Source organism: Vibrio sp. Isolate23 (assembly GCF_022398095.1).
GTDB lineage: Bacteria > Pseudomonadota > Gammaproteobacteria > Enterobacterales > Vibrionaceae > Vibrio > Vibrio coralliilyticus_A.
The window spans coordinates 22631-45988 of sequence record NZ_JAKEUV010000011.1 but is presented as its reverse complement, the minus strand read 5'-3'; the positions used below and the strand labels follow the sequence as shown (position 1 = coordinate 45988).

The window sequence follows — 23358 nt, the reverse complement described above, 5'->3', positions numbered from 1 at the left end:
TATTTTGAGCCTTATGACATTGCTCACAATAGAGTTTAAGTGATACAAAAATATAGTTATTGGTTTTTTTTTGCTATTTAAGAAATATCCGACATTCTTTAAATTTAACTCATTACTTCAGCACCAATGAGTTAAATAATGATTACAGAACTAACTAACGTCAATTTAATTAAAGGAAACCTTCAGGCCAACAATAAAAAAGAAGTTTTTGAAGAGCTTTCCAGCATGCTATTTGAAAATGGCAACATTAATAGTAAAGAGAATTTTTTATCTGATATTGAAGCACGTGAATCATTAAGCGTGACGTCAATGGATGGTATTGCTTATCCCCATTCCAAAAGTAAAGCGGTGGTTAACCCTGCTATTGCGGTTGGTGTCAAGCGTGAAGGTATTGATTACGCTGATGAAGAAGGTGTTGAACCAACAGTCTTTTTTATGATCGCTTCTCCTGATAATGGTGCAGATCATCATATCTATGTCCTCCAAGAACTATTTGGCAAGTTTAGCGAAGAATTTATTGGAGAAATTCATAACGCACAAGACGAACAACAAATATTAAATGTTTTAATTAATTCTTAAGGCGTGAAATTATGACGGCAATTATAGCTCAAGAAAATAATAGTAGTGACTATAAAAAAATATTAACTACGATGAAAGGCCATCTTTTATTTGGTACTTCACATATGTTGCCCTTTATTGTGGCTGGTGGTGTACTACTCGCTCTTGCAGTAATGGCATCAGGTAAAGGTGCGGTGCCAGCAGACGGCCTGTTAGCTGATATTTCTAATATCGGTATTAAAGGTTTGGTGCTGTTTCCTATTATTCTTGGTGGTTTTATCGGTTACTCAATTGCAGATAAACCGGCATTAGCACCAGCGATGATCGCTTCTGGCATTATGGCAGATATGGGCGGTGGCTTTCTTGGCTGCATCGTAGCGGGCTTCCTTGCTGGCGGTGTCGTACTTCAGCTTAAGAAGATACCGCTTTCTACCAACATGACCGCGTTGGGTGCGTACTTTATTTACCCTCTTCTTGGCACACTGATCTCGGCGGGTATTGTGCTGTGGGGGATTGGTGAACCAATTAAGGTTTTCATGGCGTCAATGAATGAGTTCTTGGCTTCAATGGCTGGGGCATCAAAAGTAGTGCTGGGAACGATTCTGGGTGCGATGACAGCCTTTGATATGGGCGGCCCAATCAACAAAGTAGCAACACTGTTCGCTCAAACTCAGGTGGATACTCAGCCTTGGCTAATGGGTGGCGTTGGTATCGCTATTTGTACACCACCACTGGGTATGGCACTTGCTACCTTCCTATTTAAGAAAAAATTCACCAAGCAAGAGCAAGAAGCGGGTAAAGCGGCAGCAATCATGGGCTCAATCGGTATCTCGGAAGGTGCTATTCCATTTGCCGCAAATGACCCTGTTCGAGTTCTGCCTTCGATTGTAGTGGGTGGTGTGGTTGGCTGTGTATTTGGCTTCTTAACTGACGTATTGCTGCATGCCCCATGGGGAGGCCTGATTACTGCGCCTGTATCTAGCAATATTCCAATGTACGTTGTCGGTATCGCATTAGGTTCCATGACCACTGCTCTGATTGTCGGTTTCTGGAAGCCTGTTGCTGAAGAATCAGAAGACGACACGCAAGAGGCTGAGCCTGCTCAGGCAAAACCTGCACCTGTAGCTGGCGAAGGCGAGCATGACATTGTGGCGGTAACGTGCTGCCCTTCAGGCGTTGCACATACCTTTATGGCGGCAAAAGCACTGGAAAAAGCAGGCGCTGCGGCAGGCATTAAAATCAAGGTTGAAACCCAAGGTCAAAACGGCATTCAGAACCGTATCACTGACCTAGATGTTGCCAATGCGAAGCTGGTTATTCTGGCTCATGATATCCAAGTGAAAGATGTTCACCGTTTTGCAAACGCCAAAGTGGTGGAATGTTCAACCAAAGAGGCCATGCGCAAGGCAGCAACACTGATTAATTCATAACTACCCATAACGTTAAGCTCCTAATTAAGAGCCCTTTCCCCCAAAGGGCTCTCCTCCCTACTAAATATAACGATAATACGGTAAGTACATGTATAGACGTAGTTTACTTTCACTCGCCATTCTAGTCGGCCTTTCTGGCGGGTTAGTCGGCTGTAACAGTGACAATGACACCAGAGAAAAAAAACCTGTTGATCTGACAGTGTTGGAATATGTCGACCCAATGATTGGCACCGCGGCATCGGGACATACCTTCCCCGGAGCAACGGTACCGGCAGGCATGGTGCAGTTGTCCCCCGATACGTTTATCGGCTCTGAAACGGACCATGAATCTGGTATGAACCCTTGGCATTCAGCTTCTGGTTATTGGGATTCATCAAATTACGAAACCGGTGAAATAGTCGATACTGATGTGCCACTTTACGGTTTCTCCCATACTCATCTCTCTGGCACAGGTGCCACCGACTTGGGTGATATCCTAGTTTTACCTTATGCTGATTTAGCCGATACCCAGATAAACTCCTTTGACAAAGTCAATGAAGCAGCAAGCGCGGGCTACTACAAAACTAAGCTAAACCAAGGCCAAATTGAGGTTGAGCTGAGCGCAACCAAACGGGTTGGTTTACACCGATATGTCTTTGCTGAAGGTGCTGAGCGAAACGTTAAGTTCGATTTAGGCCATACCCTTTTGAACAATAACGGTGAATCACTCAACAACAAGCTGGAAGTGGTGGATGACTACACGCTTCGCGGTAGCAAAAAATCCACTGGTTGGTTCCAAGGCCAAGATCATCAAGGTCACGATATCTTCTTCTATGCCAAATTTAGTCAGCCAATTGCTAGGGCAATGTTGGGCGAAAGTGACAGTTTGCCTACTCAACTGATGGCTCAGAGTTCGGTTTACGAAGGTGACGACCTAACCGCCTATCTAAATTTTGGCGCGGGTGAGGAAGCTATTGAAATTCGAGTGGGTATCTCACCGGTGAGCTGGCAAGGCGCACAGAAGAACTTAGAAGCCGAAGCGCCTGAGTTTGATTTTGCACAAGCGAAAGAAGACGCAGAGTATGCATGGGCTGAAAAGTTAGCCAAAATCAAGCTAGAAGGAGGCAGTGACGCAGAGAAAACCAACTTCTACACCGGTATGTACCACATGATGATCGCCCCGATAGAGTTCTATGATGTCGATGGGAAGTATGTGGATATGCTGGGCGGTTTGCGTCAGTTGGAAGCAGGGGATACCCCTAACTACTCTATCTATTCCACTTGGGACACGTTCCGTGCTGTTCACCCGATGTGGACCATTATCGATCCTAAACAAGCGACTTTGTACGCCAAAGATTTAATTCGCAAATCCAATCAGGAATTTGGGTTAGTGCCTAAATGGGAAGGGCACAGCTCAGAAACGGGCACTATGATTGGTTATCCTGCGGCTGCGATCTTGGGTGATGCCGTGACCAAAGGCTTAGTTGATGCTGAAGCGGCGTATTCCGCCTCGGTGAAGTCTGCACGTTACGCTCCAGATGAATATCCGCAGATCCACGATGATATTTTAAGTTCAGTGATGGCGGGTCAACTGAGCTATCACGAAGATGAACAGTGTGTTCGGTATCCGAATTGGAACTCAGTCTCATACTCGTTGGAGTACGCTTTCTACGATTGGACCATTGCCGAAATGGCCAAAGCCGCAGGCGATATGGACGGCTACGAAGAGTTTAAAGCGCGTTCCTATTACTCGCTTAACCATTGGGATGCTGATGCCGGTAATGCTGATGGCACAGGTTTCTTTGTACCTACCGAGCTGAAAAAGGGTGGCGTTGACCCATGTGAGCTGAAATATGCCTCTGCCGACTTTGACCCTTATCTATCAGATGCTTATTACTACACTGAAGGGAATGCATGGCAATGGCAATGGACCTTTATGCAGGACTTGGACAAGCTAACCGAGATCATGGGGGGCACGTCAGGTTTAAACGATAAACTCAACAACCTGTTTAATGCTGATCCAAATGGCGGTGATGCCCATCAAGATATGACGGGTTACATTGGCCAGTACATTCATGGTAACGAGCCATCGCACCATGTGATTTATCTCTACAACCGTACGGAAGAATCGTACAAGGCGCAGGAGTATCTGGATCAAGTCTATGACGAATTCTACAAGCCTACTCCGGATGGCATTATCGGTAACGAGGATGTTGGCCAAATGTCGGCGTGGTACTTAATGTCTGCCCTCGGTTTTTACCAAATTTCCCCTACGGATCCTACCTACAGCATAGGCCGACCTATTTTCGACAAAGCCACCGTAGATATCGGCTTGGGTACCTTTACAGTGACAGCGGAAAATAACGACCCAGACAACATGTACATCAAAGAGGTGACCATTAACGGTAAGCCTTTAGATAAGTACAACACCTTCCAGCACAGCGAATTCAAAGCGGGTGGCGAACTCCATTTCGTCATGACGGGTGACAAGTCTCAGGCAATGAAAGCCAATCTTGGCGAGTAATCATTTCTAAGGGGGCTAAGTGCTCCCTTTTTTGTGTGCAAACTCAATCTTGGACAATAACCATGCAATTTAAGAAAACACTTCTCTCAATCGCAGTGCTCAGTGCTGTGTTTAGTCTGGCTGCTTGTAACAGCGATGACGAATCCGCATTTGATGTGACTGCTACGCCCACTCTGGCATACGTTGATACCTTGATTGGTACCGAGGGTTTAGGCAATGTGAACCCTTCTCCCGTGATGCCTGAGGGGATGATCCAGCCCTCACCGGATAACTTTGACCCGACAGGGTGGGAGGGTAAAGGGTCACCTGTGGAGTATGACCCAGTACACGATTTGCTGTCCGGCTTCTCTATGACCCATATCTCAGGTGCGGGTAAAGGGGATTTAAACGACTTTGCCTTTTTACCTTACACCGGATTCGACACTGAGCCAGTAACGATGGATAAAGCATCGGAAGTGGCGGAAGTGGGCTACTACGCCGTGGATCTGGTGGAGACGGGCGTTAAAGCTGAACTTTCGGCCACAGATCGTGTGGCATTCCAGCGCTATACCTTCGAGCCCGGAGAAGACCGAAAAATCCGCATTGATCTACAGCATGAGTTGCTAGAACAGTACGGTAACCATTCGCGCAATATCTATTACAAAAGGGTCAATGATACTACCGTGGTTGGTGCCCGTACTTCTAATGAGTGGGGACAGTGGCAAACCGTCTTCTTTGCTGCTGAGTTTTCCGAGCCTATCGTTGAGGAAAACTTGTATTCAAAGCTGGTCTCAGAAACGGAGCTGACAGAGACGGACGCTACTGAGGTGGGGTTAGAAGACTACCGAGGGTACGCTGAGCATGAGTCCGTTCCGGGCGAGCCGGAACCAGATCCGGAGCGTTTGGCTCGGATGGCCAATGATGTAATGACACATTTGAACTTTGGTCAGGGTGACGAGGCGCTAGTGGTCAAAGTCGCTGTGTCTGGAACGGGAGTGGACGGCGCACTGAAAAACTTAGCCGCAGATACTAATGGCTGGGATTTTGAGCGTGTGGTCGCCAAAAATCGCACTGCATGGCAAAACGTGCTGGGTGATTTTGAATTAGAGGGGAGCAATCAGGCAGATAAAACCCTCTTTTATACTTCTTTGTATCGCACTTTCATCGCGCCATTTGTCTACCAAGATGTGGATGGAAAGTACCGGGGTATGGATGGCAAAGTTCACCAAGCGGAAGAGGGCGTGGTGAATTATTCTGTCTATTCGATGTGGGATACCTTCCGCGCTGCTCAACCGTTGAAAACCATCGTAGATAAAGAGCGTGCCATCGAACATGTCCGTGACCTCTTGAATAAATACCGCACTGGCGGCGTACTACCTAAGTGGGAACTGCATTCCGATTATACAGGGGAGATGGTCGGTCATCCTGCTATGGCTGTGATTGCTGATGTCATGGTGAAATACCCTGACGCTTTTTCAGCCGAAGAGTTTGATTTGGCGCTGCAAGCAGCTGAAGAGTCGGTGAATTTTGACCTGAACAAAACCGAAACTTGGGTTCCTTACCAAGACGCATGGAATGGTGACAAACGTTTCACCATCATGACCCGCCACAATGAGTACCAAGAAGACAATGGCTTTATTCCAGCTAATACGAAGTGGGCCGATGATGCGGGCGATAAGCCAGGCTATGTCGATGGTCTGAAAGTGGATAAATACGATGAACTGGTCAGTGAATCTGTTTCTTATGGTTTAGAAAATGCGTACTACGACTGGTGTATCGCGCAAATAGCCAAACTAGCGGGTGATGATGCCCAATATCAGCGCTATATGGCACGTTCAGAGTCGTTCAAAAACTACTTCGACTTCAATCCAACCTACTACGGTAAGTTGCAAGATACCGATGGCAATGCCTTAGGTGTGACCGGCTTTATGCGCCCTGTTTATCTCAATAATGGCTCGAAAGAGTGGGCAAATAACCTGAAAGTACAATGTCTGGATGACAATCTGGCGCTCGCGATTCCAGATCATATGGATTACGACCAGTGTAAAGACCGCGCGGATCTCAAACCTTACGACACGTTCTGGCCATATCGCGCCGAGCACCGTGGTGAAGACTTCACCGAAGGCAATAGCTGGCAGTGGACTTGGTTTGCACCGCACAACCTCAATGGTTTAGCTAATGTCATGGCGGGCGAATTCATTGAACGTGATGACTTCTCGTTACCTGAAGATGTTACACCAAAAGGCAAAGCGGCATTTTTGACCAATTTGAACGCCTTGTTCAATGCGGATCCAAATGCAGATACCAGCCAATCTCACGACATGTCGGGCTACATTGGCCAATTTGTGATGGGTAATGAGCCCGATCACCATGTGCCTTATCTCTACAACTGGACGGCACAGCCATGGAAGACCCAAGAGGTCATTGATCAAGCCATGAACACGTTTTATCACCCGACCCACGATGGCTTGATTGGCAATGAAGATGTCGGTCAGATGTCGGCTTGGTATGTGATGTCCGCTTTGGGTTTTTACCAAGTGACGCCAGGTGATGCGACTTACACGATCGGACGCCCGCTATTTGATAAAGCAGTGATCCCTGTTGATGGCGGTCAGTTCACTATTACGGCGGAAAACAACAGTGACGAGAATATCTACGTCAAGTCAGCCACCATCAATGGTCAGCCTCTTGGGGAAAATTTTACTTTTGCCCACAACGAGCTTAGGGACGGTGGTGAATTGCATTTTGTGATGACATCCGATCAATCTGAAGCGATGCAAGCACAGTAATCCAGCCTCTCCACAATCGCAAAAAGAGGGGCAAGCCAGCCCCTCTCTTTCTGTAGACACTTTAATCACTATGGAATAGAAACATGAAACTAAAAAGAACGCTCGTCTCTACTGCAATCATCGCTGTGATGTTGGGGCTCGCTGGCTGTAATCCTGAAGAGGACAGCAGCGGCTCCGGCACGGTTTTAGACACCACTCTGACTCAATATGTCAACCCAATGATAGGTACCGGAGCTGATGGCCACACCTTTCCTGGCGCGGTCGTGCCTTATGGCTTGGTTCAACTTTCCCCCGATACTGAGATGGAGGGCTGGGGATCAGCCGCGGGTTACTTTGATCATGGTGAGCTGACTGAAATTCCTGTTTACGGTTTCTCTCACACTCATCTCTCAGGCACCGGAATTACCGATCTTGGTGACATCCTCATTTTGCCCTTTACCGAGAAAGAAAATGCGGTTTACAACACTTTCGATAAAGAAAACGAAACTGCAGCAGCAGGGTATTACGCTGTGGAACTAAACGAAGGCAAAATCCAAGCTGAGCTGACTACGACGCAACGTGTTGGTTTTCATCGCTACACGTTTAAACAAGGCACAATTCCACGTATCAAGTTCGACCTTGACCACACCCTTAACAAGGGCCATTTTGATAACCGTACAATGAATGGCGACCTTGAGTTTATTGACGCTTACACCATACGCGGTATGCGTAGCTCAAATGGTTGGGCGAACAACCAGCATGTCTATTTCTATGCGAAGTTCAATCAGCCAATCGTCAAGGCAATGGCGATGGTGGATGGCGTAGAGACTGAAATTGATGTTGAAAATGACAATATAGATGCCACGAAAACCATCGCCTATTTAGATTTTGCGCCTTCATCGGTACCGCTGGAAATTCAAGTCGGCTTGTCTCCGACAGGTGTCGAAGGCGCTCAAAAGAACTTAGAAGCCGAAGCACAAGGTGTCTCTTTTGATATGGCACGTGAAAAAGCCAACGATGCGTGGCACCAAGAGCTGAGCAGAATGATAGTTTCGGGTGGCTCAGAAGATCAGAAAGAAATCTTCTACACCGCGCTTTATCATGCCTCGATTGCCCCTATGATTTTCCAAGATGTAGACGGTCAATATCCGGCGATGCGCACCCGTATTCAAAAAGATGCCGGAGAGACACCGAACTATTCCGTCTACTCAATGTGGGATACCTTCCGTGCCGCTCACCCGCTAAAGAGCATCATAGATCCTGAGCGAGCCGAAGAATTTGCTAATGACTTGATTCGTAAGTATCAAGATGGGGGAATTTTGCCCAAATGGGAGTTGCACAGCCATTACACCGGCACCATGATTGGCTTCCCCGCCGTTTCCATCATTGCGGACGCAATGGCGAAAGGCTTGGATGTCGACCCACAGCTTGCCAAAGAAGCCGCGGAGTTCACCGTTCGTTACCACGAACCTGAGGAGTTCCCAGACTGGACCGAAGATAACAATATCGGCGCGGCAAGTGTGGTGCAGGTACAAGCGTACGAGGATAATGGCTTTGTCCACCACGGCTACTGGAACAGTGCCTCTTATACCCTAGAGTTTGCTTATGGCGACTGGGCGATGTCAGAAATTGCCCGCATGGCGGGTGATACGGATCTGCAGAACGAGTTCTTAACTCGGGCGGAAAACTGGCTGAACCATTGGGATCCAAGAACGGGGTTTTTACGCGCGAAAAACCATCCTGACAGCACATCACCTAATAAACCACCACTCGAGTTTTATCAGCCAGTGGATGAGGAAAGATTGGATGAGTGTGTTTTGGTGGAGTTCCCTAGCGGTTCTGGCGAAATGAAACCGCAATGCCCGTTATTGCCGTTTGACCCTTATTACGTTGACGAGTTTGCCTATACCGAGGGCAATGCATGGCAGTGGAAGTTTCAGCCGATGCATGACTACAAGCGTTTAAAAGAAGAGATCTATAATGCGGATGCAATACGAGGTAAAGACACTACTCCAGAGATAGCCTTCCGTGAAGATTTGGATGAGCTCTTTAATGCCAGTTCATCCAATACTGGCGAAGAATTACCTGATTTGACGGGCTACATTGGTCAATACATGCATGGCAATGAGCCATCGCACCATATCCCATACCTGTATGCGCTTACCGATGAACCTTGGAAGACGCAGGAATATCTCGACCAAATCATGTCCGAGATGTACACCACTGAGCCGACCGGACTGATTGGTAACGAAGATGTGGGTCAAATGAGTTCTTGGTATCTGATGTCCGCCATGGGCTTCTATCAAGTGACCCCAGCCGATCCAACTTACACTATTGGCCGCCCACTGTTTGACGAAATTACCATTCCGGTAAAAGGCGGTGAATTTAAGATTATTGCGGACAATAACAGCCCTCATAACAAATACGTCAAGTCAGCCACCATCAATGGTCAGCCTCTGGGTGAAAACTTCACCTTCAAGCACGATGAAATTAAAGCCGGAGGTACACTCCATTTTGTGATGACCGGCGATAAGTTACAGGCGCTTCAAGCTCAGTAAGCTGTGATAGCAATATAAGGAAATGGCTTGGCAATCTGTCCAAGCCATTTTTATTGGCGAGTGGCCGTGGTAAAAATACTAAAGGGAGAAAACTGTATATATGTAACCTTTCCCAATGGTGGAGATATCTGTAAGGCAAATAATAAAATCGTTAACATTATTATGTTCTAGGCAGTTTGTGGCGTAGTGTTTACTGTAAGATTGGTGTGATTTCTGGATTTTTGTAACCTTAAAATGAAAGTGTGAGATGGCTCATTAGTACAAAAGACCGGTAGGGTGTATACCTGTAGGCAGAACTAATTCAAACATGGGTTATCTTGAATTAGCTTTGTGTATAGAACCCTATGCGTAGAGTGTAGCTAATGATTTTTAATGACTTAATTTCATCGGTATTAAATGAGCGAGAGCCATTTCATAACATATGGTTTGCGGGGGATTTTCACACACCGCCAGAATTTAGCTATCAGGTTAATTTCCCCCGTTTAGAATTGGTTCTTAATGGGGAATATATTAATGAAATGGAGAGTCATGACCTCAAAGTGACTCAAGTTGTTGCTCAACAAGGGGACGCGATATTTATTCCTCCCAATTGCTGGAATAAGCCGGATTGGGATACCGATTGTTCTGTGTTAAGCATTCTATTTGGTCGCCGCCAAATGGGCTTTAGCCTAGTCAGTAAGCGAAAAAATGAAGCAAGCTTTTTTGATATCCAAAAGCATAGTATTCAAACTCGTTCCGGCTTTGCTATTGATAACATTCTAGAGGCACTCAGTGCTTTAGCTCGTGAAAGCAACAAGAAACCCATGGATGAGCTTTTACTACAGGCACTACTGCAGTATTCAAAGAGTATGCTGGACACTCCAGTTGAGAAGAAATCCCATAATCGTGTTCAGGATCTGTATCAGGGGATTTGTATCTATATTCAAGAGAACTTTCATCGCCCAATTACCCGTGTCAGTATTGCATCGCGTTTCAGTATCTCCTCTAACCACCTCTCTCGTTTGTTCCGCCAGCAGGGGCACATGACACTCGCGGACTACATTACATGGGTCAGGATCGATCGCGCTAAATTCATGTTGAAGAAGTATAACTTTAAGCTGAATGAGGTATCTATCCGCTGTGGATTTAAAGATGTGAATTACTTTTGTCGTGTGTTTAAAAATCGAACTGGTAAAACACCTACAGAATACCGCGCATCTATCTAGTTGATATTAAATAAGTAACCTTGACATGGTGTACATAAGTAGCGCTTGTAAGTCGACACTGCTTCTTGTTAGTAGCAACCGCTCAGCGACTTGGCCTGTCAGTAGATTACGGGTGAGGTTGGTTGCTGCCATGATTTGCTCAGGCGTTGGCTTGGTTGGCATAACCAGAGCTATGGCGAGATTGACGTTGCCCATTTTGGACGCCCAATCTATTGGTGCTTCACTGGCAATAACAGCGACAGCAAGGTGCTCTGCATCCTCAAACATGACATGGGGGAGAGCGATACCCGGTGTGACACATGTGGATGAGCGCTCCTCTCGCTTAATGAGGTCGAGAACGAGCTTATCGGCTTGGAGTGGATGAATGAGCTGGGCTAATCCTTTGAGGCATTCGAACTTATTGAGCTCAGTGTAGGCTTTGGCGTAGTACCATTGGATCTCACAGGGTGGGCATATTTGGGGTATGCGTTCAGCCAGTTGGCTGCAAAACTGATAGTCGATATGAGAGCCAACCACAGTAAAGTGTTCCGCGATGATATCTTTGATGACAAAACAGGCTAGCTCCGCATCAATACCCATAGCGGTTATCTGGCAAAGGTCACCATGTTGAAGACCCACTTGCAACATGGCAACGGACTTGGTGAGGTTAGCACTGCGGTTTTGCGTGATATTGATGATACGTAACGTACTTTTGAACTTTTTGGCTACCCGATTAAGGGGCAAGCTCACGTAGGCGCTGGCATTACTATTGTCGACAAAAAAGGTGATTTGGTATTCGCTCATCAACAGACTTAGCCACGGCAATGCACTAGGAATACTTTATCGACATTAAGTAACACACTTTCGATTGAGATTTGAACTTGGTTGGAACCTTCAAAACGGCCGGGCTGTTCAATCTCAATATCGGACACAATCAATACGCGATCCGCTTGATCAATATCATGGGGGGTGAGTTGGTTTTCTATCCCCATCGCGCCTTGAGTTTCAACTTTAATCTGTACGTTATACTTTGGGGCTGCTTTGATGAGAGCATCCGCTGCCATATAAGTATGAGCGATGCCTGTAGGGCACGCTGTCACCGCTACGATTTTCATAGTTTATCCACCTATTTTTGGGGGATATTATCACAGCGCTTTGGAGGGGAATTGATTTAATATCAATAAACACAAGAGCACTATCACAGTTTAAATTTCACGTTACATTAATCCAGTAAATGCACCTTCTGTCCTGTATATCGAGGGAAGCGGGGTCGCTAGGGTATATACCGCGTGGAGCGTTTCAAGGTACCAATAATGGACATAACCAACCTAATAAAGCCGGAGACCATTTGCTTAGATCTTAAGGCCGAAACCAAAGAGGAAGTGCTCAAGGAGCTTGTGGGCATGCTCGATGATGCAGGTAAGCTTGAGAGCAAAGAAAGGTTCCTCTCTGATGTTTGGCGGCGGGAGGAGATTGGCAATACTGGCTTTGATGAGGGGATCGCCATTCCGCATGCCAAAAGCGATGCGGTAGTTCAGCCATCTGTTGCTGTGGGCATTAGTCGTAAAGGCATCGATTACGGTGCTGATGACGGTGAGCTATCAGATGTTTTTTTTATGCTGGCATCGCCAAATAATGACGAGCACCACCATATTGAAGTATTGGCACAAATTTCTACCAAGATCATTGAAGATGGTTTTGTTGAGCAGCTCAAAGCGGTTGATACTGCTTCAGAGGCGCTAGAGTTACTGACTGGTACTCAGAACAATGCTAATGAGAGCGCATTAGGTTCTTCTGAGTATGTGCCTGTGAGCCCATGGGCTCGAAAACTCAGTCGTATCAAAGAGCACCTGTTGTTTGGTACCTCCCATATGATCCCGTTTATAGTCGCGGGTGGGGTGCTGCTTTCCCTTTCGGTGATGTTATCCGGACATGGTGGTGTGCCCGAGGAAGGCGTTCTTGCTGATATTGCAGAGATGGGCATGGCTGGCCTTACACTCTTTACAGCGGTATTGGGTGGTTACATCGCTTATTCTATAGCGGATAAGCCTGGTTTGGCCCCTGGAATGATAGGCGCTTGGATCGCAGTGAGTCATTACAATACTGGTTTTTTAGGAGCAATTGTCGTCGGTTTTTTCGCCGGGTTTGTGGTTTGGTTACTAAAGAAGATTCAGTTGCCAGACAGCATGATGTCGCTTGGCTCCATTTTTATTTATCCGTTGATTGGTACGTTTGTTACCTGCGGGGCGGTGATGTGGTTGATAGGATCACCCATTGCCACAGCCATGACGGTAATGAATGACGTGCTCACTGGTATGGCAGGTTCTGGTAAGGTGATGTTAGGTACGGTATTAGGGGCGATGACCGCCTTTGATATGGGAGGGCCGATCAATAAAGTCGCGACCTTGTTCGCCCAAACCCAAGTCCATACCCAGCCTTGGCTGATGGGCGGAGTGGGTATTGCCATATGTACCCCGCCATTAGGCATGGCATTAGCAACCTTCCTGTCACCGAGTAAATTCAAACGTGAAGAACGAGAAGCAGGAAAGGCGGCGGGTCTCATGGGGATGATCGGAATTAGTGAGGGTGCGATTCCTTTTGCCGCTGGCGATCCCGCTCGAGTACTCCCCGCGATTGTGGCTGGTGGTGTTGTGGGAAATGTGGTGGGTTTTATGTTCCACGTGACCAACCATGCGCCATGGGGAGGCTGGATTGTGTTACCTGTCGTTGATGGCAAGGTTGGCTATATTGTGGGCACGGTTGCAGGCTCACTGACAACAGCTCTGATAGCCATTGCTTTGAAGAAACACGTAGTGGAAGGTGAGAGCCTTATTGCTCAGTCGCAAGCTTATTCATCCGTTATAGGTGAGGGCGAAGCGGATATTCTCGCGGTGACTTCATGTCCGTCAGGGGTAGCGCATACTTTTCTGGCGGCGAAATCTTTGGAAAAAGCAGCAGGTGCTGTGGGGGTTAAGATTAAGGTCGAAACCCAAGGGGCAAATGGCATCATCAACCGAATTACTCCCGCTGACATCGAAAAGGCTAAATTGGTGATATTTGCCCATGATGTTGCAATCAAAGAGCCTGAGCGTTTCAAAAAGATGCGAGTTATTGATGTGAGTACCAAAGACGCCATGCTTAACGCTGCTGCGTTAGTACAGGCGAACACAAAATAATTCGCATCTGGTGCTGAAGCTTGGTTAGATTACACGATTTTAGGTTGTCCGTCTGAAGCGGTGGCACCACCATCAACGGGTAAATTCACACCATTAATAAACGAGGCATCCTCACTGGCTAAAAACGCGACTACCGCAGCAATTTCTTTTGGTTCAGCTGCACGCCCCAAAGGGATACGTTCATTAAACTTGTCGCGCACTGAATCAGGCCAACCATTAGTCATATTGGTTTTTACTAAGCTTGGGCATACGGCATTGATGCGAACCCCGTCCAAACCATGGTCCAGCGCCATTGCACGTGTTAGATTCACCACCGCTCCTTTCGTTGCACAATAAAATGCTGCCCCCCAATCACCGCCTAAACCAGACACCGATGCTGTGTTGATGATGCAGCCGCGGGATTTCAGTAACTCTGGTAAGGCAAATTTTGCACAGTAAACCACACCATCGATATTCACTGCCGAAATTTTACGCCAATCTTCTACACTACATTCCAGCACATTTCCGGGAATATGAATGCCCGCATTGTTGACTAGAATATCCAGTTGCCCGAAATTTTCGACACAAGTTTGGATTAAGGCTGCCACTTGTTGAGCATCTGAGACATCGACTTTCTGCACGGCCACGCGAGACTGATCAAAGTGCTCTAAAGCTTTGAGCAACTGCTCTTGATCCCAGTCTGCTAGCATCAATTGAGCCCCTTCGTCATAGAGACGTTGCGCAATAGCTAAACCAATACCATTCGCGGCACCAGTGATGATTGCCACTTTGTTGGTTAAACCTTTCATAGAAAAACTCCTTCGTTGTTAATTTGAAAAACAGGATCTTGTTGCTCTTCGCTTCTGGCTTGCATGAGTTTGTAGTTGTCTGAGTAGTCGACGGGAATCGCGACGACTGCTGGCCCTTCTACTTCCATCGCTTGGCGGAGAGTAGGCATTAATTGATCCGCTTGTGTCACGGCAAACCCATGAGCACCAAACGACTGCGCGTAAGCTTGAAAGTCTATCGGTCCAAACTTTACGCCTGAGATGCGTTGATATTTTTTCTGCTCCTGTATTTCCACCATGTTGTAAGCATTATCGACCCAAATAATATGAACTATGTTGCAATTTAAGCGCACTGCGGTTTCCAGCTCCATGCTCGACTGCATAAAGCCACCATCACCAGAAACTGACACTACCTTATGCCCAGGTTTTAATAAGCTCGCAGCAATTGCCCAAGGTAGCGCCACTCCCATCGTTTGCTGACCGTTCGAGACCAGCATCTGTCGAGCGCGAAAACAGCTTAAATAGCGTGCTATCCAAATATGAAAACTCCCCATATCGAGACACAAGGTGGTATCGGGTGTGATGATTGCCTGCATGGTTTTGAGCAAGCTTAACGGGTGAAAACCTGCTACTCGCTGCTTAATCGGAGAGCTTTTGATGATATGCCTTTGTTGCGCCACTTCTTCTAGAATCGATACTGCCGTAGACGATAAACGGGAGCATTCGCGTATCTGTGTACAAAGTGTTTGTAATGTCGAACCAATATCACCAACAATTTCGAGACAGGGTTGGTAGTGCTGTTGATACTGCGCAGGCTCAATATCAATATGAATGATTGAGCAACGGCGAGCATTCCATAGTTCTGGGTCGTATTCGATGGGGTTAAAGCCGATGGTGATAATCAAATCGGCATCTTGCAGTAGCACATCCCCCGGTTGATTATTGAATAGCCCGACTCGGCCAGCGAAATGGTGATAATAGTGAATATCGACGGCCCCTGCTGCTTGATAAGTCCCCACCACTGGTAATTGCGTTTTTTGTAAAAATTGACTGATCGTAGAGGCGTTGGCTTGATCGCTGGCATGTAAGCCAAGCAGTACTACGCAGCGCTGTGCTTTATTAATCCGATGAGCGGCTTCTTCAATGGCGACCCGATCCGCATAACCGCTTGGGCGAAAACTAGGTGGGATAACTAAGTCTGTATCCGTTTGCTCACTTAAGACATCTTGTGGAACGCTGATAAAACATGCACCTTGGCGTCCAGACTCAGCAATTCGAAACGCATTGGCCATGATTTCACTCGCTGCGTCAATATGCTGGATCTCTGCGCTGTATTTGGTTACTGAGCGAAAAATGCTCACCGTGTCCATGCTCTGGTGAGTCTGTTTTTGCTGGTAAGTTCGTTTTACCGCGCCACCAATAGCCAGCATCGGATCACCCTCTGCGTTGGCTGTTGCAACACCGGTGACTAAATTCCCACACCCCGGACCTGAAGTCGCCAAGGTCACGCCCGCTTTACCCGTCAAACGTCCCATGATGCCTGCCATAAACGCGCCATTGGCTTCGTGTCTTACCGGAATCAGTTGCACTTTAGTGTCTTTCAGAGCGTCAAATAAGCGATCAATTTTAGCTCCGGGTATACCAAAGACATACCGAACACCTGAGGTTTCTAGCTGCTGGGCAATTAATTGCGCGCCACTGCGCAAAGCGTGAGGGGATGACATAACATTTCCTTTTGACTGACTATGTGTTGAGTTATTTTTCAGCCGCTTCGATAGCGGCATGAAGATCTTTTGGTACTAGATTGGCATCAAGAAAATCGCTTGATACTGGTGTATCAATCACAAGACGTGAGACACGACCGATTTGTAGAAAACCCGATGAAATTAGGTAGTCCTGAACATGGCCTCCGCCTGTTCTCGCTCGATTAATAAAATGTTCGTGATAGCCGGGGACATTAATTCCAGTGGTGTACCTAGGACTGCGAAATCCTGCCATCACCCCGGATTGATGCTTAAAATGAAACGTGGGTTGCTGTTTTATTGCTTCGAGCATGGGCCGATACGGACGCTGCTGTTTAGGCACCGTGCGGGTTTGGACGAGTGGAAAACTCCCTTCAAGCCGAATCGCACAAAAGATGTTGTCACTAGGAATCAGACGATCGATAAGTCGATGGACTTCTTGACGGGTTAACGTGTCATTAATTGGCAGCTCAATGTCTGGTTTGAAAAAAGTGAACACCGCGAAAGGGGTTTTCTGATCAAGCTGAGCAGGATGTGCTGAGCCATTCGCGTGCAGTTGGAATACTTGATTATCAAAAGCAATCAATTCGCCATCTAATTGATTAAAAGTCCCTAAACCAAAATCACCGTGTTCAAGCAATTCAGCAATAGTTGTTGACCCTTCATAAACACCAGCAATCAAAGCACTCATCAGTGAAGTTTGATAAATCTCGCCTTCTCCTGAGCCTTGCTGATAGCGAGCAAACTGTTCTGAAATTTGCTGAGTGCAAGAACAGACTGAAGAGATAGAACGTTGCATAATTGAACCTAAATATGAATCAAGATGTATATTTAGATTGACTTGAGGCGCCCAACAAATCCAATATAAAAAAGATTTATTTTGATATGAAAAATATATGGATGAATGATGGAATTTCGCTACATGAAGTACTTCGTTGCAGTAGCTAAAGCGAAACATTTTACTCGTGCAGCAGAGCAGTTAGGCATCGCTCAACCACCGTTAAGTCAACAGATCAAGAAACTAGAAGAGGAGTTAGGCGTTACTTTATTTAAGCGCTTATCTCGCGGTGTTGAGCTGACCGCAGCGGGTGAAGAGTTTTATCATGATGCACAGCACATTTTACAAGAGGTGGAGTGTTGTCAGCGTAAGCTAGAGCAAATTGCGCGAGGGGAAAAACAGGAGTTACGTATCGGACTTGCTTCTTCAACGGCGAGTAGCAGTGAAGTTTTAGAAAATATTCGCAGGCTACATGAGCAATATCCGACGCTTAATTTAGTGGCTGTTGAGCACTCAATGCCCGAGTTGGTCACATTGCTTAAACAGCGGTGTTTGGAATTCGCTTTTATGCGCCTGCCTTGCTATGCCTGTGAGTCACTTAACCGGCAGGTCTTATTTGATGATCCTCTTGTGGCAGTTACTCCCGTTAGCTATCGTTTGGTTGCTCATTCAACACTCGACTTGACCCAGTTAAACAATGAGAATGTCTTAATGTTCCCTCGTGATGCTGGTCCAGCGCTGTATGACCGTATTGAGGCGGCTTTACATAATGCGGGAGTACATATTGCTCGACCTTATGCTGCGCCACAATTGCGCACCGCAATTACCATGGCACAAGCCGGCTTTGGCATTGCGATAGTACCGTTATCTTTAACTGAACATCTTGATCAGTCAGTCGTTATACAACAAATCAATGATATGCCTTTTGTCAGTCAGGTCGCGTTGGTATGGGATAGCCATCATCATCACCCCTTAATTAATACCAGTATTCGATGCATGAATAGCCTTAAACATGATCGCTTGCATGCCTAACACATGTACTCAATATCAGACTTATGCACGGTATTTTTAATGGTCAGTTTGTCTGTTCATAGACATGACTTGATTGGATTGACATCCCCCAAATTGGCCAAGAAACCTAGGTTTACTCGTGTGGAAACCAATTGGTTTTCGCGACACATTGCTTATCGGAAGCGGGAGGCTAAGAGGATTAAAACTCGTGTGTGATGGCTTGGAGCGGTATGAGTATTGAAGTAGTGAAAATAAAGCAGCACAGCAAGGCCTGATTGCTGTACTGCTTCCAGTATTATTTACCTGTGTAGGATGTTTTTCCTAGGACTATCTCATGGTAACAAACTCTTCTGAGCCTGTTGGGTGGATAGCCACTACAGAGTCGAAGTCGGCTTTGGTTGCGCCCATCTTCATTGCTACGCCGAAGCCTTGGATCATTTCATCGACCGTGAAGCCGATACCGTGTAGGCCGACGACGGTTTCTTCTTCACCGGCGCAGACTAGTTTCATCTTACATGGTTGACGATGCTTAGTAACCGCTGTGTACATTGCGGTAAAGCCAGACGTGTAGATTTTAACGTTGTCTTTACCGTACTTCTCTTCGGCTTCTTGGGTTGTTAGGCCGATAGTGCCGATTGGCGGGTGGCTGAATACCACCGTTGGCACTAGGTTGTAGTCCATCTTGGCTTCTGGTTTGTTGTTAAACAGACGCTCAGATAGCTGACGACCCGCTTTAACGGCCACTGGCGTTAGCTCAATACCGCCTTCCATGATGTCACCGACACAGTAGATACTAGGCACGTTGGTCTGCTGGTATTCATCGACTTTGATGTAACCACGGTCATTGGTTTCAACACCTGTTGAGGCTAGGTTGATAGCATCGGTTGCCGGATGACGACCAATCGCCCAGATCAGCGTATCGACGTTTTGAGTATTGCCGTTCTCTAGGTGAAGCGTTAGGCTGCCATCGGCTTCCTTAACCACTTCTTTTGGTACTGAGTGAGTGTGCAGTGTTGGGCCTTCCGCTTCCATCACTTCAACCAGCGTCTCAATGATCATCGGATCAAAGCTACGCAGTGGTGATTCTTTACGGCAGAACAGGTGAGTTTCTGTGCCAAGAGCGCTTAGTACGCCAGCAATTTCAACGGCGATGTAACCCGCGCCAATAACTGCTACGCGTTTTGGTTGCTCGCTCAGCTCGAAGAAACCGTTTGAGTCGATGCCGTGCTCTGCACCTGGGATGTTAGGAATCGTCGGGCGACCACCTACAGCGATTAGGATGTGATCAGCGGTGTAGTGCTCGCCGTTCACTTCTACCGTTTTCTCGTCAACAAACTTAGCGAAGCCTTTAATAACATTAACTTTGTTGTTGCCAAGTACGCGATCGTAAGATTGGTGAATGCGACCGATGTAAGCTTGACGACTTTCAACCAGTTTGCTCCAGTCGAAGCCTTTCACATCAACATCAAAGCCGTAGTCTTCAGCGTATAGGTTCATCGCTTCGGCCACCTGCGCACCATGCCACATGACTTTCTTCGGAACACAACCAACGTTGACACACGTACCGCCTAGATCCTGAGCTTCAATCAACGCAACTTTAGCACCATACATCGCTGCTCGGTTTGCTGAAGCAATACCACCACTACCGCCACCGATACAGATATAGTCAAAATGAGTCGCCATTACTTTCTCCAATTATTTGCGGGATGAAGCTGCTGTGCGATATGAGCTGCCCAGCGACAAACTCCCTGCGAGTTTTAATTTATTGTCTTTGATATGGAGGATAGATCGGTTGAACTCAATCTATCCTGTTTAATTTTTCTTCCGCCTACGCTGTATCTGAGCGCGAGTGTCCGTTATTCCGGTACGATCCAGTCTACTTTGAAATGACCGGTTGCAGGCGCGATGGCTTCTTTGAGGAAAGGCAGAATGGCCTTCATTTGGCTCTCCAGCTTCCATGGCGGATTAATCACAATCATGCCTGATGCGGTCATTCCGTGCGCATTGCTGTCTGCCGCGACACCCAGCTCAATTTGTAAGATCTTACGGACGCCAAGGCCTTCAAGACCTTCAATCATGTCTTCAATGTCGCAGCGATTAACGACCGGATACCAGATAGCATAGATGCCCGTGGCCCAGCGTTTATGGCTCTGATAAATCGCTTGGACGACATCACGGTATTCCTTCGCCAGTTCGTAAGGCGGGTCAATCAGTACCAGCCCACGACGCTCCTGTGGCGGTAAGCTTGCCTTGAGGCGCTTGAAGCCATCTTCCTTATAAATACTGACCTGACGGTCGCGATGAAACTCTTGCTCCAGCAACGGGTAATCACTTGGGTGAAGCTCCGTCAAGACCATGCGGTCTTGTGGGCGCAGGTGCGCGCGAGCCACTCGCGGTGAACCAGGGTAGTAACGCAGTTTGTCACCGTTATTCAGTGCCTTGATAGATTCAAGGTAGCTTTGGATATCTTCTGGAATCTCAGTTTGTTGCCAGACACGTGCGATACCATGCTTGTATTCACCTGTCTTTTCTGACCATTCGTGGGTTAAGTCATAGCGACCCACTCCTGAGTGGGTATCATGGTAAACAAATGGTTTATCTTTTTGCTTGAGCGCATTAAGGATAAGGCTTTGAACAATATGCTTAACCACGTCAGCATGGTTGCCTGCGTGGAAACTGTGGCGATAACTTAACAAATTGACACTCTCTAACGGGTGACCGCACTGGGTAATTTAATGGCTGATAGTATACGCCACTATTGAAAATTGCTGAACCTACCTATATTTACTATTTAAGACGAACTAGCAATAACCAAGACGAACCCGTCAGTTCGCTTTGCCAATAAAAGGAATCTTTATGTCTAATCCTCTTCTTAGCTTTACCGATTTGCCCCCGTTTTCTGAAATCAAACCTGAACATGTGAAACCAGCCGTTGAGCAGGCGATAGCAGATTGCCGTGCAAAAATCGAACAGGTATTAGAAGGAAACAGCGACCCAAGTTGGGAAAATATCGTTGCGCCAATTGAAGAAGTGGATGATCGTCTCAGCCGCATTTGGTCACCCGTGAGTCATATGAATTCGGTGATGAATAGCGATGAGCTGCGTGAAGCGTACGAGAGTTGTTTGCCGCTACTGTCTGAATACGGCACTTGGGTTGGTCAGCACAAAGGTTTATTTGAAGCTTACAAAGCGATTAAAGCGAGCAAGGCATTCGCTGGATTGACTCAGGCACAGCAGAAAACCATCACAGATTCCCTACGTGATTTCGAGTTGTCAGGCATCGGTTTGCTAGCCGACGAGCAGCACCGTTACGGTGAAATCAGCAAGCGTATGTCTGAGCTGGGTTCTAAGTTCTCCAACAATGTGTTGGATGCGACTATGGGTTGGACCAAACACGTTGAAGATGAAAAACAATTGGCAGGTATGCCGGAATCTGCTCTGGCAGCAGCCAAAGCGGCGGCAGAGTCCAAAGAGCTGGATGGTTACCTGCTAACGCTGGATATCCCGTCTTATCTTCCGGTGATGACTTACTGTGACAATCAGGAATTACGTAAAGAGCTGTATGAAGCTTACGTCACCCGCGCCTCAGATCGTGGCCCTAACGCAGGAGAGTGGGACAACAGTGAAATCATTAACGAGCAGCTGAAGCTGCGTTATGAAATTGCCCGTATGCTGGGCTTCAATACTTACAGTGAGAAGTCTCTGGCGACCAAGATGGCCGAAACGCCATCGCAAGTCTTGGGTTTCCTCAATGATCTTGCCAGCAAAGCAAAGCCGCAAGGCGAGCGTGAAGTTGAAGAGTTACGCCAGTTTGCTAAGAGCGAGTTTGGTGTAGAAGAACTCAACCTTTGGGACATTGCTTACTACAGTGAAAAGCAGAAGCAGCATTTGTTCCAGATTTCTGACGAAGAGCTACGCCCTTACTTCCCAGAACAAAGAGCGGTAAGTGGCTTGTTTGAAGTTCTAAACCGCGTATTTGGTATGAGTGTCAAAGAGCGAGAGGGAGTTGATGTTTGGCATGAGTCAGTGCGATTCTTTGATATTTTTGATGCTAACGATCAGCTTCGTGGCAGCTTCTACCTTGACCTGTATGCGCGTGAACACAAGCGAGGCGGTGCATGGATGGACGAATGCCGTGTGCGTCGTATCAATGCGAAAGGTGAGCTGCAATCGCCAGTGGCGTATCTGACCTGTAACTTCAACAAACCGGTTGGCGACAAGCCTGCGCTGTTTACTCACGATGAAGTGGTGACTTTATTCCACGAATTTGGCCACGGTATTCACCACATGCTGACTCAGGTCGATACCGGGGCTGTCTCAGGTATTAATGGCGTGCCATGGGATGCGGTCGAACTGCCAAGTCAGTTCCTAGAGAACTGGTGTTGGGAGGAAGAGGCACTGGCGTTTATCTCCGGTCACTTTGAAACGGGGGAGCCATTACCAAAATCGATGTTGGATAAGATGTTGGCAGCGAAGAATTTCCAGTCGGCGATGTTTATTCTTCGTCAGCTAGAATTCGGTTTATTTGATTTCACGCTGCACACCGAATTTGACCCTGAAATGGGGCCTCGCGTGCTAGAAACCTTGGCTGAGGTCAAATCTAAGGTCGCAGTCTTGCCAAGCCTAGAGTGGAATCGATTCTCACACAGCTTTAGCCATATTTTTGCCGGTGGCTACAGTGCAGGCTATTACAGCTACCTGTGGGCAGAAGTGCTTTCTTCAGATGCTTTCTCACGCTTTGAAGAAGAAGGCATCTTTAATACCGATACCGGTAAGAGCTTCCTAAACAACATTCTTGAAATGGGTGGTAGTGAAGAGCCAATGGAGCTATTCAAGCGATTCCGTGGCCGTGAGCCGCAAATCGATGCTTTGCTGCGTCATTCAGGAATTCGTGCTTAAGCACT

The 23358-nt window shown here is 47.0% G+C and carries 16 protein-coding genes; 9 read left to right on the top strand and 7 right to left on the bottom strand.

Going from position 1 to position 23358, the window contains the following annotated elements:
- Nucleotides 1-138 precede the first annotated feature (138 nt).
- From L1D31_RS19665 to L1D31_RS19640, 6 genes are all read left to right on the top strand, one after another.
- Nucleotides 139-579 carry a PTS sugar transporter subunit IIA gene (locus L1D31_RS19665; RefSeq protein WP_239838714.1) on the top strand — a complete coding sequence of 147 codons (441 nt, stop codon included), beginning with the start codon at nt 139-141 and terminating at the stop codon, nt 577-579.
- 11 nt (nt 580-590) lie between these two features.
- Entirely contained in the window at nt 591-1988 is a 1398-nt protein-coding gene (locus tag L1D31_RS19660; RefSeq protein WP_239838713.1) for a fructose-specific PTS transporter subunit EIIC, read from the top strand.
- 88 nt (nt 1989-2076) lie between these two features.
- On the top strand, nt 2077-4491 hold the full coding sequence (locus L1D31_RS19655) for a GH92 family glycosyl hydrolase (protein WP_239838712.1): 2415 nt from the start codon (nt 2077-2079) through the stop codon (nt 4489-4491).
- A 62-nt stretch (nt 4492-4553) separates the two neighbouring features.
- Nucleotides 4554-7259, top strand: coding sequence for a GH92 family glycosyl hydrolase (locus tag L1D31_RS19650; RefSeq protein ID WP_239838711.1), 2706 nt, complete (start codon nt 4554-4556; stop codon nt 7257-7259).
- An 83-nt stretch (nt 7260-7342) separates the two neighbouring features.
- Nucleotides 7343-9796: a GH92 family glycosyl hydrolase gene (locus L1D31_RS19645; RefSeq protein ID WP_239838710.1), complete on the top strand. Its 2454-nt coding sequence runs from the start codon at nt 7343-7345 to the stop codon at nt 9794-9796.
- Between the two features lie 362 nt (nt 9797-10158).
- Nucleotides 10159-11001: an AraC family transcriptional regulator gene (locus L1D31_RS19640; protein ID WP_239838709.1), complete on the top strand. Its 843-nt coding sequence runs from the start codon at nt 10159-10161 to the stop codon at nt 10999-11001.
- 6 nt (nt 11002-11007) lie between these two features.
- Here L1D31_RS19640 and L1D31_RS19635 read toward each other — a convergent pair whose 3' ends face one another.
- Together L1D31_RS19635 and L1D31_RS19630 are read right to left on the bottom strand one after the other, a co-directional pair.
- Nucleotides 11008-11784, bottom strand: coding sequence for a PTS sugar transporter subunit IIA (locus L1D31_RS19635; protein ID WP_239838708.1), 777 nt, complete (start codon nt 11782-11784; stop codon nt 11008-11010).
- 8 nt (nt 11785-11792) lie between these two features.
- Nucleotides 11793-12095 carry a PTS fructose transporter subunit IIB gene (locus L1D31_RS19630; protein ID WP_239838707.1) on the bottom strand — a complete coding sequence of 101 codons (303 nt, stop codon included), beginning with the start codon at nt 12093-12095 and terminating at the stop codon, nt 11793-11795.
- A 198-nt stretch (nt 12096-12293) separates the two neighbouring features.
- Between L1D31_RS19630 and L1D31_RS19625 the strand changes: the two genes are divergently transcribed.
- Nucleotides 12294-14156 (top strand): fructose-specific PTS transporter subunit EIIC, encoded by a 1863-nt coding sequence (locus tag L1D31_RS19625; RefSeq protein ID WP_239838706.1) that lies wholly within the window; start codon nt 12294-12296, stop codon nt 14154-14156.
- Nucleotides 14157-14185: 29 nt separating this feature from the next.
- On the opposite strand, the gene L1D31_RS19620 is transcribed toward L1D31_RS19625, so the two are convergent.
- From L1D31_RS19620 to budA, 3 genes are read right to left on the bottom strand one after another with little or no spacing between them, the layout of a single operon-like run.
- Nucleotides 14186-14944, bottom strand: a complete 759-nt coding sequence (locus L1D31_RS19620) for an SDR family oxidoreductase (protein ID WP_239838705.1) — start codon at nt 14942-14944, stop codon at nt 14186-14188.
- Entirely contained in the window at nt 14941-16647 is a 1707-nt protein-coding gene (gene alsS, locus L1D31_RS19615) for an acetolactate synthase AlsS (RefSeq protein WP_239838704.1), read from the bottom strand. The genes L1D31_RS19620 and alsS overlap by 4 nt, the downstream gene beginning before the upstream one ends.
- 31 nt (nt 16648-16678) lie before the next feature.
- Nucleotides 16679-17464 (bottom strand): acetolactate decarboxylase, encoded by a 786-nt coding sequence (gene budA / locus L1D31_RS19610; protein WP_239838703.1) that lies wholly within the window; start codon nt 17462-17464, stop codon nt 16679-16681.
- Nucleotides 17465-17572: 108 nt separating this feature from the next.
- On the opposite strand from budA, the gene L1D31_RS19605 reads away from it, so the two are divergent.
- Complete coding sequence (locus L1D31_RS19605) at nt 17573-18475, top strand: LysR family transcriptional regulator (RefSeq protein ID WP_239838702.1); 903 nt, start codon at nt 17573-17575, stop codon at nt 18473-18475.
- Between the two features lie 306 nt (nt 18476-18781).
- On the opposite strand, the gene gorA is transcribed toward L1D31_RS19605, so the two are convergent.
- Nucleotides 18782-20137: a glutathione-disulfide reductase gene (gene gorA / locus L1D31_RS19600; protein ID WP_239838701.1), complete on the bottom strand. Its 1356-nt coding sequence runs from the start codon at nt 20135-20137 to the stop codon at nt 18782-18784.
- Nucleotides 20138-20310: 173 nt separating this feature from the next.
- Nucleotides 20311-21150: a 23S rRNA (adenine(2030)-N(6))-methyltransferase RlmJ gene (locus L1D31_RS19595; RefSeq protein ID WP_239838700.1), complete on the bottom strand. Its 840-nt coding sequence runs from the start codon at nt 21148-21150 to the stop codon at nt 20311-20313.
- A 160-nt stretch (nt 21151-21310) separates the two neighbouring features.
- On the opposite strand from L1D31_RS19595, the gene prlC reads away from it, so the two are divergent.
- Nucleotides 21311-23353 (top strand): oligopeptidase A, encoded by a 2043-nt coding sequence (gene prlC / locus L1D31_RS19590; RefSeq protein WP_239838699.1) that lies wholly within the window; start codon nt 21311-21313, stop codon nt 23351-23353.
- Nucleotides 23354-23358 lie beyond the last annotated feature (5 nt).